Here is a 13,706-nt window from a genome sequence, read left to right on the forward strand (position 1 = left end):
ATGTTTATTCAGGGGGCGTCCATTAGTATTTGAACTCTCATAAAATAAATCATTACGACTTTTATTTATACCAGAGAAGCTCTATTTGACCCCTTGGTTATAGCAGTAAAGGTTCGATGTAGTTGGTGAGTGGAACTGAAAAAGGTTGTTTATATGATTAATTGCAAAACTATAACGGTTACCAGTTTATTGACCGTATTACTCTGTGGCTGTGCCAAGAATACTGTTCACTCTGATGGCTCACAGACTATTGCACTTAATAAAGGTGCGATTATCCATTCAGAAGAGATTACCAGCCATTTCTTCTTTTCTGATGTCGACTTCGGTCTAAATGACAAAATTGATGCGGCAGCTATTTGTCATGGTGTTGAAAATGTCGTGCAGATAGAGACAAAACGGGGATTTTGGGACTCTGTGTTTGGCAGTTTGAGCGCAGGCCTGTATGCGCCTCGTACGACAAGAATTGATTGCGCAGGATGACAAGATGACAAAGAGAGGATACCGAGGGTGTTAAAACAGAATATTATATTGTCGGTTGTGCTTGGTGTAGGAGATTTTTATATTTGTAGTTGTAATGAATATAAAGTCGTTGTAGTAAAAATAAAAAACAAAAATACTCCAGAGCAATTGGCTAATATAGATGGATGGTGTGGTTTCTTATATCGCAATCATTTTAAAATGACGGGGGGACAGAGATGCTGGTGATTGGTTTCCCGAATCTGGAAGGTCTCTTCTTTGTGGTGCCAAAGAGCTAGGCAAAGTTTGAGTCGTCACAAATCAGGTTGATGGCAGTACGGGAATTAGTCTCTTGCTGTTGAGGTTCAACGGCAAGCTATTCTATCGGCCCGTCATTACGCTGCGATGGCAAGCGTTATGACGGGCCGCTATTGTATCAAGGCAGCTATGGCTAATGCCTGACGAGAAGAGATATGCGTGCGCTCAAAGATCTTGATTTGAATCTGCTGGTGCTTTTCAAATACCTGCTGGCTGAGCGCAGTGTGGCCGGTGCGGCCAAGCTGCTCAATGTTACGCCTTCCACGGTGAGCAAGGGATTGGCCAAGTTGCGGGAGTGGTTTGCCGATCCGCTTTTTGTGAGAGGGCGCAGGGGGTTGCAACCTACCAATCTTGCCTTGACGTTGGGGGATGAGCTGGAACTCTGGTTCCAGCTTACCGGGGTGATCGCCTCGCTTAATCGTGATGCTATCCCCGATGGGGCTCGCTTCAGTCTGATGGTGCAATCCCCTTTCTATCTACTCAGTGACTTGCCCATCAAAATTCATGAAAAGTACCCCAACTCGATAGTCAAGATGCTGGCATGAAATCGCCACTCCCTTGGCGACCTTGTCAATGGCGACGCAGATCTGGGTGTCTGTGTGCGCGAAAGTTACGACCGCTCTCTGCTCAAACTGGGTAATCTTCCCTACTACATCGATCATGAAGAGCTCTTTTGCGACAGGCCCGTAGTCTTCCTGCGCAGAGATCATCCGCTGCTTCGGCAACTGTGGTCGCTGGAGAACTTTTTGGCCTGTTCCCATTGCAGCGTGGTGCTGGAGGTCAAAGAGACATGGAGTCTGGATATGTTGCTGGAGGATGAAGGGCTCAAGCGAAATGTATCCGTGATGGTATCCAGCTTCGAGCAGGCGCTGTATATGGCAGCCCAGTCGCAGCAGGAGCTTATTGCGGTTGCACCCTCCTACTGCACCGCGTTTGCAGCCAAATATCATCCCAATCTCGTTACCTTGCCGCTACCTCTGCCCGAGCGCCTCTACAGCAAGCTGGAACTCACTTTTATTCTGCTTTGGCACAAGCGGCATAATCAGGACTCAAAGGTTAGGTGGTTACTGCAGGAGATAAGGCGGCTCTATCAGCGAGCGCCAGCCCGGGGGGCTACCTGAATTCAGCCGGCGGATCTGCGCCGGCTTTTTTGTACCTGCCAGTTGTTCTGAGTCTGTGATGGCTGTGCAGAGAGCCATTTGCTGTCGTTCAATACACAGAATTGAAGATAAATCACGTCTCGAGTGACACTCTTTGCAAGAGAATTTGTAATCCGGTTTCATTAGAAAACATCATGAAAGTTGGATTTTAAAGTGTGATCAACCATTAAGTCAGTTGATTGCCAGTGACATAACATGCCTCACCTTGAAATAACGGGGCGTGCCCCCTTATTTCTGCTCGCCCCCTTTGCGGTGTATCAGTGTCGCTTCTTGCCCCACTTATCACCTTGAAGATGACGAATGAAACATCTGTTGCCAGATATCGAGCGGCGGCTTGCCGGCACAGGGCAAGGTCGCAGTCGGGTGGCTTGGCAGGTATTTCATTTCATGGGCTCACCGCCATCAGATTAATAACAATAAGCAGCTATCAAGGCAGGTTACTATGCGTCCAGCAACAGCACCAACCGGGTTGTTACAACAGCCCAAACCCTTCTTCATGATATTTTTTGTCGAACTCTGGGAGCGCTTCGGTTATTACGGCGTGCAGGGGATCCTGGCAGTTTTCTTTGTACAGCAACTGGGTTTTTCCCAGGAGCAGTCGTTTATCACCTTCGGCGCTTTCTCGGCGCTGGTGTATGGTCTTATATCGATCGGTGGTTATGTTGGCGACCATATTCTCGGGACCAAGCGCACCATGGTGCTGGGGGCGGTTGTACTGGTTATCGGCTATTTCATGACCGGCATGTCGATTTACAATCCTGACCTGATTTTCTATGCGCTCGGTACCATCGCGGTCGGCAACTGCCTGTTCAAGGCCAACCCGGCCAGTCTGCTCTCCAAATGTTATGCCCCGAAAGATCCGCGATTGGATGGTGCTTTTACCCTCTTCTACATGTCGATCAATATCGGCTCGCTTATCTCCCTGTCGCTGGCTCCGGTCATCGCCGATCACTACGGCTATACCGTCACCTACAACCTCTGCGGTGTCGGGCTGGTGATTGCGCTGCTCACCTTCTTTGCCTGCCGCAATATGGTGAAAGACATTGGCTCCGAGCCGGATCATCTGCCCCTCAACTACGGCAAGTTGCTGATGGTATTGGCTGGCTCGGTGGTTATGGTCTTCTTCTGTGCCTGGTTGATGCACCACGTGGTGATCGCCAACATGGTGCTGATGACGGTGACTATCGCCGTGGTAATTGTCTTTTTCCGCGAGGCGTTCAAGCTCGACACCATGGGTCGCAACAAGATGTATGTGGCCTTCGTGCTGATGCTGGAGGCGGTGCTCTTCTATGTGCTGTACGCCCAGATGCCGACTTCACTGAACTTCTTTGCCATCAACAACATGCATCATGAGATGCTGGGCATGAGCGTCAACCCGGTCAGCTTCCAGGCGCTCAACCCCTTCTGGGTGGTAGTGGGTAGCCCGGTGCTGGCGGTGATCTATACCCGGATGGGCAGCAAGGGGCGGGATCTCACCATGCCGCTCAAATTTACCCTCGGGATGTTCTTCTGCTCGCTCGGTTTTCTGACTGCCGCAGCTTCCGGCTGGTGGTTTGCCGATGAGCAGGGGCTCACCTCGCCCTGGTTTATGGTGCTTATTTACCTGTTCCAGAGCATCGGCGAGCTGATGATCAGTGCGCTGGGTCTGGCCATGGTGGCTGCACTGGTGCCACAACGCCTGATGGGCTTTATCCTCGGGATGTGGTTCCTGACCCAGGCGATGGCATCGCTGCTCGGGGGTTATGTCGCTACCTTCACCGCTGTACCGCAAGGGGTCACGGATCCGCTGCTGACTTTGCCCATTTACACCGGCGTGTTTGGCAAGATTGGGATAGCGACCCTGATTATCGCTGTGGTGATGGGCCTGATGGTGCCTTGGCTGAACCGGATGATGAATGCCGCACCGCAGGAGGAAGAGGGGTTGCTGGCGCCGCAGTCACTGGTGTGACGGGGAGATAGATGCAAACAAGGCAGGGGCACAGCCCCTGCCTTGTTGTTGATAGTTTAGTTGTACTGCTCTTCCATCCAGGCTTCGACGATCAGCTGTGCCGATACGCCGTCCACGCTGCCCTTCTCCAGCGCGCGATATCCACCCTGTTCGAAGAGGCGGGCACGGGCGTCCGTGGTGGTGAGCCGCTCATCCTTGAACTCGACCGGTTTGCCGAAGCGACCGTGCAGGCGGTTGCCGAACTTGCGGGCACGAACCGTGATCTCCTGATCGGTGCCATCCATGTTCAGGGGCAGGCCGACAATGAGCAGATCCGGTTGCCACTCCTTGAGCAGCTTCTCGATTTCGTCCCAGTTGGGGATGCCGTCATTGGCCTTGAGGGCGCGCAAGGGACGGGCAGTGCCGGTCAGCTCCTGGCCGATGGCAACGCCAATGCTCTTGGTGCCGTAGTCAAAGCCCATGATGCTGCGTGATGACATGAAAAATCCTCGAAATAAAACGGGGTTCGCCAGCGGCTCAGCTGTGGCCGACGTCGCTGGAGAGATGGATCGGATTAACCCCGATGCTGGCGGCAGCTTGCTGCCACCGCTTGTGGATAGGGGTTTTGAAGATAAGGTCAGGATTGGGCGGGATCACCAGCCAGGCGCCATCAACCAGCTCCTGTTCCAGCTGTCCGGCACTCCAGCCAGCGTAACCAAGCGCCACCAGCCAATGATCGGGAGCCTCACTCGTACCCAGGGTTTCCAGTATATCCTTTGAAGTGGTCACCATCATTTCGTCCCCCACCTGCATCGTTGAGCCGAAACCGGGGCGGAAGCTGTGCAGTACAAAGCCACGATCGGCGTGCACCGGCCCCCCTTGCACCACCGGCTGCTTGAGTTCCGCAACGGTCGGGGGCGTGAGCTTGAGCTGGGTCAGCATGGCCTCAACGGACATGTCGACCGGGATGTTGACGACCAGCCCCATGGCGCCCTCTTCGTTGTGTTCGCACAAGTAGACCAGCGAACGCTCGAAGTAGGGGTCCGAGAGGCTTGGCATGGCAAGAAGAAAGTGATTTTGCAGTGTTTGCATATGGGCCAGATATTGCAAAGGTATTTGCGGCAATTATGGCAGCTCGACTCTGTGGGCAAAACCGCTTTTTATCGAAGGCGTGCCGGCCCGCCATTTATTCGGGTAGGGAGAGAAAACCATGGAAGGGATTTCAATCAGGCAGAAGTTGATTCTGGGTTGCGTGGTGCCTCTGCTGGCACTGTTGGCCTTGCTGGTGGGGGCAACCCAGGCGATGTCCCAGCTGATGGCAGGCATGAACGCCATGTATCAGGGGGAGGTGGTGCAACTGAAGGAGCTCAAGCACATTGCCGATCTCTACGCCGTCAACGTGATTGATGCCACCAACAAGGCCAATGTGGGCGGTTTTACGCCGGAGAAGGCGAAAGCGGCCATCATACAGGCTCAGCACGATGTGACCCAGAGCTGGCAGAATTACCGCAACATGGCGATGGATCAGGGGGAGACGCAGGAGGCGGATCGGGTTCAGATGCTCTTCGCTGCGGCTGATCAGCAGATTGCCGCCGTGCTGCAGGTGCTTGATGGCGGGTCGGACGAGGTACGCGCGCATCTTGGTGCCCGGATCATGCCCCTCTATGGTGCCATCGACCCCCTCAGCGATGCGGTCAGCGGTCTGGTGCAGTATCAGCTGACCGCTGCCGAACAGAGCATGACCGAGCTGACCCAGCTCAAGGATCGCCTATTCCAGCTCTTTCTCCTGCTGTTTCTGATCGGGGGCGGTTGCGTGCTCTTCTTCGGTATGTGGACCGGCCGCAGCGTGAGTCAGCCGCTGGCGGCCATGAGTCAGGTGCTGCGTGGTATGCAGACCGATCTTGATTTGAGCCAACAGGCTCCTGTGCTGCGCAAGGACGAGATGGGGTCGCTGGCCAGTTCTCTTAATGACGTGATCCGCCATTTTCGCAACCTGCTGAACCAGATCAACGAGATGGCAGAGCATCTGGCCAGAGAGTCGGCCCGCCTTGCCCATATCGGCGTAGAAAGCCGCCAGCGCTTCGCCCAGCAGCAGGCCGAGACCGATCAGAGCGCGACGGCCATGAACCAGATGAGTGCGACGGTGGCCGAGGTAGCCAACAGCTCGTCCGGGGCGGCCGATGCGGCCAGAGTAGCCGACCAGAGTGCCCGCCACGGCCATGAGGTGGTGGAAGATGCTATCCAGCACATGTCTTCCCTCTCTTCCCATATCCAGACCACGGCGGCGATGATCACCCAGCTGGCCGACGATAGCCGCGATATCAGCAGCGTGATGGATGCCATTCGCGGCATTGCCGAGCAGACCAACCTGCTGGCGCTCAATGCCGCCATCGAAGCGGCGCGGGCCGGGGATCAGGGGCGCGGTTTTGCGGTGGTGGCGGATGAGGTGCGTACACTCTCCCAGCGTACCCAGCGCTCGACCGAAGAGATTGGCAAGACCATCGTCAAGCTGCAGCAGGGGGCGAGCGAGGCCGCCAACAGCATGATGCACGGGCTGGAGCAGGTCGAGGAGTCCAACCGCACCGTGCTTGCCTGTGGCAAGGCGCTCGGCGAGATCGTCACCTCGGTGGAGATGATCAACGAGCTCAATGCCCATATCGCCACCGCCGCCGAGGAGCAGAGCAAGGTGGCCGAGGATATCACCCGCAACGTAGTCAATATCGCCCAGATTGCGACCGAGTCGACGGCGGCCGCCTCCGAGATGAACCAAAGTTGTCACGAGCTGGAGCAGCTATCGAGCGATCTCAAGCTGAAGGTAGGGCAGTTCCGCTGTTAAGCCTTCATACCAACGCGCAAGGCATGAAATAGAAGAGGCGGCCCCGGGGCCGCCTCTTTGCATTAACACTCGCTCACTACATCGAGCAGCAATTTAACTGTGGCTGTCTCAGGCCTTGGCCAGTCGGCGCTCGATGGCATCCATCAGCATGCCGGTAATGTGCACGTCGAAGGCCGCTTCAATCTCGCGAATGCAGGTCGGGCTGGTGACGTTAATTTCGGTCAGGCGGTCGCCGATGATGTCGAGGCCGACGAAGATAAGCCCCTTCTCTTTCAACGTCGGGCCCACTGCACGAGCGATGGCCCAGTCGGCTTCGCTCAGGGGACGCGCTTCACCACGGCCACCGGCCGCCAGATTGCCACGGGTTTCGCCTTGCGCCGGAATGCGGGCCAGACAGTATGGAACCGGTTCACCGTCCACCACCAGCACCCGCTTGTCGCCATCCTTGATGGCGGGCAGATAGGTCTGCGCCATGCAGTACTGGCTGCCGTGGGCGGTCAGGGTCTCGATAATCACGCCGACGTTGGCGTCATCCTCCTTCATGCGGAAGATGGAGGCGCCGCCCATGCCGTCCAGCGGTTTGAGGATCACGTCTTTGTGCTTCGCGTGGAAGGCGCGCAGCTTGTCGGCGCGGCGGGTCACCAGTGTGGTCGGGGTGTGCTCGGCAAACCAGGCGGTGTAGAGCTTCTCGTTGGCGTCGCGCAGGCTCTGCGGCTTGTTGACGATGAGGCAACCCTCATCCTCGGCCCGCTCCAGCATGTAGGTGGCGTAGATAAATTCGGTGTCGAACGGCGGATCCTTGCGCATCAGGATCACATCGAGGTTGGAGAGGGGCTGATCGACCACCTCGCCCAGGGTGTACCAGTCGGCATAGTCATATTTGACTGTGAGCGGGCGCATGGTGCCAAAGGCTCGACCGGCTTCCATGTAGAGATCCTTCATCTCCAGATAGAAGAGCTCATAGCCGCGCTTTTGCGCCTCTTCGAGCATGGCAAAGCTGGAATCTTTCTTGATGTTGATGGCCGAGATGGGGTCCATCACGATGCCGAGTTTAATGGTCATCCGCTGTTCCTTCTTAATGGCTCGATAGGGTTGTAGGGTCGATTAGCGCAGCGTAATCGGCCGCTTGCGGCTGCGTCGATGCAGCCATGGGGCTGATTGATGCGACCGATAGTCTCAAGCGAGATCGCCAAAGCGGCACTGCAGCGCAGTAATCGCCGTCAGGGCGGCGGTTTCGGTGCGCAGCACCCGCGGCCCCAGCAGCATCTCTTTGAAATTTTCCTGCACGGTACGGGCGATCTCGTCGCTCGACAATCCCCCTTCCGGGCCAATCAGCAGGCGCACCCCATGTTCGGGAACGGGCAGGGTGTTGATGCTGTACTCGGCGCGCGGGTGCAGGTTGAGCTTAAGCTCTTTGGTCTCTTCCGCCAGCCAGGCATCCAGCTCCATCGGCATACGAACGATGGGCACCACGTTGCGGCCGCACTGTTCGCAGGCGCTGATCACCACCTTCTGCCACTGCTCGCGCTTCTTCTCCAGTCGATCGGCTGGCAGCTTGACGCCGCAGCGCTCGGAGAAGAGCGGGGTGATACAGGTGACGCCCAGCTCCACCGATTTCTGGATGGTGAAGTCCATCTTGTCGCCACGGCTGATCACCTGACCGAGGTGGATGGCCAGTGGTGACTCTACCGATTGGACGTCGCAGCTGTCGATGGTCACCTCCACCGACTTTTTGCCGACGCTGGCGATGGTGGCGGGATATTGATTGCCATCGCCGTTGAACAGCTCGAGCTGCTGGCCCGGCTGCATGCGCAGTACCCGGCCGATATGGTTGGCGCCGTCTTCCGACAGGGCGATGGTCTGGCCAACTTGCAGGGTGGCCGGTTCATAGATACGTGGAATGCGCATGGCTGCTTGTTAGTCTCTTGCTTGGAAACCCTTCATATCCTGCTACGAGGCGGCGAGCAAGGCTCACGCGGCAGAAGGAAAGAGTTTCATGATAGGAGGGGGCTCTCCCCTCCCTGGTCAAATGGGGTTATTGGCACTGCTTTTCAATAAAGGGATTGGTATTGCCCTGCAGCTTGCCGATGCGGCGGTTGCGCTCGCACTCCCAGCCCTCTGCCGGGTACTGGCGATCCCAAGCTTCGAACAGTTTACGCTGTTGCGCTGCCAGACGCAGCCCATACTGCTCGCTCATGTAGAGGTAGGCGCGGGCAATCTGGCCCCGTACCGGCCCCTTGGGCGGCTGCACCCGGCGCTCCTTGAAATCCACCAGCATCTGGCACTGGCCGTACTGATCCGGCTTGCCGTTCCAGTCGGAGAAGCGGAAGTTGGCGCGATCGCCGTTCACCTCACCGATGGCGGGGAAGAGGTTGTGCATGTCCCCCTCCATCTTGTTGAACTCCGGGCTCACCTTCTCGCAGTTCTTGCGCCCGCCATCCTGCCAGCACTGCAGCTGGTGGCCAAACTCCCAGGCGGGCACCACGTGCTCCCACTCGATGCGGGCGGCGCGTTTGGGCTGCTTGCGTGGCTCGTACCCGCAACTGGCGAGATCCGGGCTCATCTTTTTGCCCTGATAGTTGATGTCACAGCCGCAGTAGAAGGTGGTCGCGTCTGGCTGGCTGCGGTAGAGCTTGACCAGATCCTGCTTGGCTTCGCGAAAGGTCTGGGCGTGCAGAGGCGCGCTGAGCAGCGGCAAACCGGCCAGCAGGGTCAGGGCGAGGGAGGAGATGAAACGCATGGGATTCCTTGCAAACGGGATGATTGACGAACGATGGCGGGCACCCTACCACAAGAGCGCGACACCGGCTGGCTTACTGTTGGTGCTCCGGACGTTCCCGCTCCAGCGGCTGCTTGCAGCGGCGGCAGCGATAGCGGGCTTCGCCGCGCACCACCTTGTTGTGGCGGCGTACCGACAGCTGATGCTGCTGACAGAGGCAGCGATAGGGGATGGTGCACTGGGCCAGAACCGCCAGATCGAAGCTGTGGGTGGTTCTGGGCTCAAGGCCGAACACCTCCCGCATCACCGACTGCCACTGCTTGCCGTGGGGTAAGACCCTGTTTTTGCCGCGACCTTCCCCCCACAGTGCATAGACCAGCAGATGAGCCACCTCGTGGGGCACCACCTCGGCCAGAAACGCCTGTTGGTTGGCCTGACAGAGGGCGGGATTGAAGCGCAGCTCCCAGGTTTGCAGCCGCGCCGATCCCGCCGCCCGACCGCGCATGTTGCAATGGACTTGCGGGCGGGGGAAGGTGCGGCCAAGGCGGGCCTCGGCCTGCGCAAAGCAGGCGTCGACGCGCGCGAGCAGCTGCTGGTGCAGGGCGGGATCGAGGCGGATAGAGGTGGCAGACATCGGGTTCTCGTCAAATGGCAGATAAGCAAAAGGGGAGCCAGGCTCCCCTTTTATCACAACCGTGAACCTTACAGGCCAGCAGCAGAGCGCAGCAGTTCGGCCTTGTCGGTCTGCTCCCACGGGAACTCGTTGCGACCGAAGTGACCGTAGGCAGCGGTAGCCTGGTAGATCGGGCGCTTCAGATCCAGCATCTGGATCAGGCCGTACGGGCGCAGTTCGAAGTGCTCGCGTACCAGCTTGACCAGCAGATCTTCGGCCACCTTGGCAGTGCCGAAGGTTTCCACGCTGATGGAGGTCGGCTCGGCCACGCCGATGGCGTAGGAGATCTGGATTTCACAGCGATCGGCCAGACCGGCGGCAACGATGTTTTTGGCAACGTAGCGGGCGGCGTAGGCAGCAGAACGGTCAACCTTGGACGGATCCTTACCGGAGAAGGCGCCACCACCGTGACGGGCCATGCCGCCGTAGGTGTCGACGATGATCTTGCGACCGGTCAGACCGCAGTCACCCATCGGGCCGCCAATAACGAAACGACCGGTCGGGTTGATGAAGTATTTGGTGTCCTTGTTGACCCACTCGGCCGGCAGCACCGGCTTGATGATCTCTTCGCGTACCGCTTCAACCAGATCTTTGTGGCTGATGGATTCGGCGTGCTGGGTAGAGAGAACCACGGCATCGACACCGATGATCTTGCCTGCGTCGTCGTAGGCGAAGGTCAGCTGGCTCTTGGCATCCGGACGCAGCCACGGCAGGGTGCCGTTCTTGCGCACTTCAGCCTGACGCTTCACCAGCAGGTGAGAGTAGGTGATGGGGGCCGGCATCAGCACGTCGGTTTCGTTGGTGGCGTAGCCAAACATCAGGCCCTGGTCGCCAGCGCCCTGCTCCAGCGGATCGCTGCGGTCAACGCCCTGGTTGATGTCCGGGGACTGCTTGCCGATTGCGTTCAGCACGGCGCAGGAGTCGGCATCGAAGCCCATGTCGGAGTGGGTGTAGCCGATGTCACGCACGGTATCGCGCACGATCTGCTCGATGTCTACCCAGGCAGAGGTGGTTACTTCACCGGCCACCATGACCATACCGGTCTTGACCAGGGTCTCACAGGCAACGCGTGCCTTGGTATCTTGCTTGAGGATGGCGTCCAGCACCGCATCGGAGATCTGGTCCGCAATCTTGTCGGGATGGCCTTCGGAGACCGACTCGGAAGTAAACAGCTTTGCCATGATTTTAATCTCAGCTTGTCTGGGTTATCGCCACGGCAATAACCGGATGAATAGGACGGTGTAGAGGTATCTACATCTGGACGTCTATTTTAGTTAGCACCCCCCCCGATTGCCAGCACTATTTTGTCGCTGTGTCGCAAGAAGGCCACTATTGGCTCCTTACTATCCCCAAGGGGATGGAAATCAAACGTTTGCTGCTGTTCTGTCTGGTCAAACGCTGCCAAGAAAAGCGATTGTCCTCCCAAAGCGGCTTTATTCGTCCAGATAACATTTGCACGCCGCGCGCCCTGCTGGGACAATAACGCGCCTTACATCTTGGCCATCAAATGAAGCAATCGCAGGAGATACAGATGCCTTCTCGTAAAGAGCTTGCCAATGCCGTTCGCGCATTGAGTATGGATGCCGTTCAAAAAGCCAACTCCGGTCACCCGGGCGCCCCCATGGGAATGGCGGATATCGCCGAAGTATTGTGGCGCAGCCACCTCAGACATAACCCGAACAACCCCAAGTGGGCCGACCGCGACCGTTTCATCCTCTCCAACGGCCACGGCTCCATGCTGCTGTACTCCCTGCTGCACCTCTCCGGTTATGACCTCTCCATCGACGATCTGAAAAACTTCCGCCAGCTGCACTCTCGCACCCCGGGTCACCCGGAGTACGGTTACGCGCCGGGCGTTGAAACCACCACTGGCCCGCTGGGTCAGGGCATCACCAACGCCGTTGGTATGGCGATCGCCGAGAAGGCCATGGCTGACCAGTTCAATAAGCCGGGTCACGACATCGTTGACCACTACACCTACGCCTTCATGGGCGACGGCTGCCTGATGGAAGGTATCTCCCACGAGGCTTGCTCTCTGGCCGGTACCCTGCAACTGGGCAAACTGATCGCGTTCTGGGATGACAACGGCATCTCCATCGACGGCCACGTTGAAGGCTGGTTCACCGACGATACCGTCAAGCGCTTCGAAGCTTACGGCTGGCACGTTATCCCGGCTGTTGACGGCCACAACCCGGAAGCGATCAACGCTGCCATCGAAGCCGCCAAGGCCGAGACCGGCAAGCCGACCCTGATCTGCTGCCGCACCATCATCGGTTACGGTTCTCCGAACAAATCCGGTTCTCACGACTGCCACGGTTCACCGCTGGGCAACGACGAGATCGCCGCTGCTCGCGCCTTCCTGAAGTGGGACCACGCTCCGTTCGTTATCCCGGCCGACATCGCTGCCGAGTGGAACGGTCAGGAGAAGGGCGCCAAACTGGAAGCCGACTGGGCTGCCAAGTTCGCTGCCTATGAAGCTGCTCACCCGACTCTGGCTGCCGAATTCAAGCGCCGTACTGCTGGCGAACTGCCGGCCAACTGGGCTGCTGAATCCGCCAAGATCATCGAAACCCTGCAAGCCAACCCGGCCAAGATCGCAACCCGTAAAGCGTCCCAAAACGCACTGGAAGCGTTCGGCAAGCTGCTGCCGGAATTCATGGGTGGCTCCGCTGACCTGGCTCCGTCCAACCTGACCATGTGGTCCGGTTCCAAGTCCCTGACCAACGACGATGCCTCCGGCAACTACATCCACTACGGTGTCCGCGAGTTCGGCATGTCCGCCATCATGAACGGTATCGCCCTGCACGGTGGTTTCATCCCCTACGGCGCCACCTTCCTGATGTTCATGGAGTATGCCCGCAACGCCCTGCGCATGGCCGCTCTGATGAAGCAGCGTTCCATCTTCGTTTACACCCACGACTCCATCGGTCTGGGTGAAGATGGCCCGACTCACCAGCCGGTTGAGCAGATTGCCTCCCTGCGTCTGACTCCGAACATGAGCACCTGGCGTCCGTGTGACCAGGTTGAATCTGCCATCGCCTGGAAACACGCCATCGAGCGTACCGACGGCCCGACCTCTCTGATCTTCTCTCGTCAGAACCTGGCCCAGATGGATCGTACTGCCAAGCAGCTGGCCGACACCGCCAAGGGTGGCTACGTGCTGAAGGATTGTGCTGGTACTCCGGAGCTGATCCTGATCGCCACCGGTTCCGAAGTGGAACTGGCCGTTGCCGCCTATGAGCAGCTGACTGCCAAGGGCCGTGCCGTGCGCGTGGTCTCTCTGCCGTCTACCGACGTATTCGACGCCCAGTCTGCCGAGTACAAAGAGTCTGTCCTGCCGGCCTCCGTCACCAAGCGTATAGCCATCGAAGCGGGTATCGCTGACTACTGGTACAAGTACGTCGGTTTCGGCGGCAAGATCATCGGTATGACCACCTTCGGTGAGTCCGCACCGGCCGAGCTGCTGTTCAAGGAATTCGGCTTTACCGTGGAAAACGTGGTTGCGACCGCTGAGTCCCTGTAATTCCTGAAGATTGGGCCAGCTTGGCCCAATAGCCGGAAAATAAAACGCCCTCCATCGTAAGATGGGGGGCATTTTTTATGGAATAAATTAATGA

12 protein-coding genes and 1 pseudogene are annotated in these 13,706 nt (G+C 57.7%); 6 read left to right on the forward strand and 7 right to left on the reverse strand.

Features of this window, described 5'->3' with window-relative positions; all coding sequences use genetic code 11:
- Window positions 1–129: 129 nt before the first annotated feature.
- The 4 genes and pseudogenes from AACR93_RS00405 to dtpB all read left to right on the forward strand — a co-directional run bounded on the left by AACR93_RS00405 (window position 130) and on the right by dtpB (window position 3,882).
- The gene (locus tag AACR93_RS00405) at window positions 130–480 is read left to right on the forward strand and encodes a Bor/Iss family lipoprotein (RefSeq protein ID WP_133164099.1); all 351 of its coding nucleotides are present in this window, start codon (window positions 130–132) and stop codon (window positions 478–480) included.
- A 27-nt stretch (window positions 481–507) separates the two neighbouring features.
- Entirely contained in the window at window positions 508–705 is a 198-nt protein-coding gene (locus tag AACR93_RS00410) for a hypothetical protein (RefSeq protein ID WP_156152831.1), read from the forward strand.
- A gap of 224 nt (window positions 706–929) precedes the next feature.
- Window positions 930–1,895, forward strand: a pseudogene (gene yidZ / locus AACR93_RS00415) (HTH-type transcriptional regulator YidZ).
- A gap of 481 nt (window positions 1,896–2,376) precedes the next feature.
- Window positions 2,377–3,882 carry a dipeptide/tripeptide permease DtpB gene (gene dtpB, locus AACR93_RS00420; protein ID WP_043849337.1) on the forward strand — a complete coding sequence of 502 codons (1,506 nt, stop codon included), beginning with the start codon at window positions 2,377–2,379 and terminating at the stop codon, window positions 3,880–3,882.
- Between the two features lie 56 nt (window positions 3,883–3,938).
- Here dtpB and ruvX read toward each other — a convergent pair whose 3' ends face one another.
- Together ruvX and AACR93_RS00430 are read right to left on the reverse strand one after the other, a co-directional pair.
- Window positions 3,939–4,361 carry a Holliday junction resolvase RuvX gene (gene ruvX, locus AACR93_RS00425; protein WP_033116074.1) on the reverse strand — a complete coding sequence of 141 codons (423 nt, stop codon included), beginning with the start codon at window positions 4,359–4,361 and terminating at the stop codon, window positions 3,939–3,941.
- A gap of 37 nt (window positions 4,362–4,398) precedes the next feature.
- On the reverse strand, window positions 4,399–4,953 hold the full coding sequence (locus AACR93_RS00430) for a YqgE/AlgH family protein (RefSeq protein ID WP_043849418.1): 555 nt from the start codon (window positions 4,951–4,953) through the stop codon (window positions 4,399–4,401).
- A 118-nt stretch (window positions 4,954–5,071) separates the two neighbouring features.
- On the opposite strand from AACR93_RS00430, the gene AACR93_RS00435 reads away from it, so the two are divergent.
- The gene (locus AACR93_RS00435) at window positions 5,072–6,697 is read left to right on the forward strand and encodes a methyl-accepting chemotaxis protein (RefSeq protein WP_043849338.1); all 1,626 of its coding nucleotides are present in this window, start codon (window positions 5,072–5,074) and stop codon (window positions 6,695–6,697) included.
- 108 nt (window positions 6,698–6,805) lie between these two features.
- On the opposite strand, the gene gshB is transcribed toward AACR93_RS00435, so the two are convergent.
- From gshB to metK, 5 genes are all read right to left on the reverse strand, one after another.
- Window positions 6,806–7,759: a glutathione synthase gene (gene gshB / locus AACR93_RS00440; protein ID WP_040098063.1), complete on the reverse strand. Its 954-nt coding sequence runs from the start codon at window positions 7,757–7,759 to the stop codon at window positions 6,806–6,808.
- Window positions 7,760–7,873: 114 nt separating this feature from the next.
- Window positions 7,874–8,605: a 16S rRNA (uracil(1498)-N(3))-methyltransferase gene (rsmE, locus tag AACR93_RS00445; protein ID WP_043849339.1), complete on the reverse strand. Its 732-nt coding sequence runs from the start codon at window positions 8,603–8,605 to the stop codon at window positions 7,874–7,876.
- Window positions 8,606–8,732: 127 nt separating this feature from the next.
- On the reverse strand, window positions 8,733–9,437 hold the full coding sequence (locus AACR93_RS00450) for an endonuclease (RefSeq protein ID WP_043849340.1): 705 nt from the start codon (window positions 9,435–9,437) through the stop codon (window positions 8,733–8,735).
- A gap of 73 nt (window positions 9,438–9,510) precedes the next feature.
- Window positions 9,511–10,050 (reverse strand): SprT family zinc-dependent metalloprotease, encoded by a 540-nt coding sequence (locus AACR93_RS00455; protein ID WP_043849341.1) that lies wholly within the window; start codon window positions 10,048–10,050, stop codon window positions 9,511–9,513.
- 68 nt (window positions 10,051–10,118) lie between these two features.
- Window positions 10,119–11,270, reverse strand: coding sequence for a methionine adenosyltransferase (gene metK, locus AACR93_RS00460; RefSeq protein ID WP_042030287.1), 1,152 nt, complete (start codon window positions 11,268–11,270; stop codon window positions 10,119–10,121).
- Window positions 11,271–11,620: 350 nt separating this feature from the next.
- Between metK and tkt the strand changes: the two genes are divergently transcribed.
- The gene (gene tkt / locus AACR93_RS00465) at window positions 11,621–13,612 is read left to right on the forward strand and encodes a transketolase (RefSeq protein WP_043849343.1); all 1,992 of its coding nucleotides are present in this window, start codon (window positions 11,621–11,623) and stop codon (window positions 13,610–13,612) included.
- The last annotated feature ends 94 nt before the right edge of the window (window positions 13,613–13,706 follow it).

Source organism: Aeromonas sp. L_1B5_3 (assembly GCF_963866575.1).
GTDB classification, from domain to species: domain Bacteria; phylum Pseudomonadota; class Gammaproteobacteria; order Enterobacterales; family Aeromonadaceae; genus Aeromonas; species Aeromonas jandaei.

Coding starts and splice junctions, on each gene's coding strand:
- dtpB (WP_043849337.1), top strand. CDS start 2,377: ATGCGTCCAGCAACAGCACCAACCGGGTTGTTACAACAGCCCAAACCC.
- ruvX (WP_033116074.1), bottom strand. CDS start 4,361: ATGTCATCACGCAGCATCATGGGCTTTGACTACGGCACCAAGAGCATT.
- AACR93_RS00430 (WP_043849418.1), bottom strand. CDS start 4,953: ATGCAAACACTGCAAAATCACTTTCTTCTTGCCATGCCAAGCCTCTCG.
- AACR93_RS00435 (WP_043849338.1), top strand. CDS start 5,072: ATGGAAGGGATTTCAATCAGGCAGAAGTTGATTCTGGGTTGCGTGGTG.
- gshB (WP_040098063.1), bottom strand. CDS start 7,759: ATGACCATTAAACTCGGCATCGTGATGGACCCCATCTCGGCCATCAAC.
- rsmE (WP_043849339.1), bottom strand. CDS start 8,605: ATGCGCATTCCACGTATCTATGAACCGGCCACCCTGCAAGTTGGCCAG.
- AACR93_RS00450 (WP_043849340.1), bottom strand. CDS start 9,437: ATGCGTTTCATCTCCTCCCTCGCCCTGACCCTGCTGGCCGGTTTGCCG.
- AACR93_RS00455 (WP_043849341.1), bottom strand. CDS start 10,050: ATGTCTGCCACCTCTATCCGCCTCGATCCCGCCCTGCACCAGCAGCTG.
- metK (WP_042030287.1), bottom strand. CDS start 11,270: ATGGCAAAGCTGTTTACTTCCGAGTCGGTCTCCGAAGGCCATCCCGAC.
- tkt (WP_043849343.1), top strand. CDS start 11,621: ATGCCTTCTCGTAAAGAGCTTGCCAATGCCGTTCGCGCATTGAGTATG.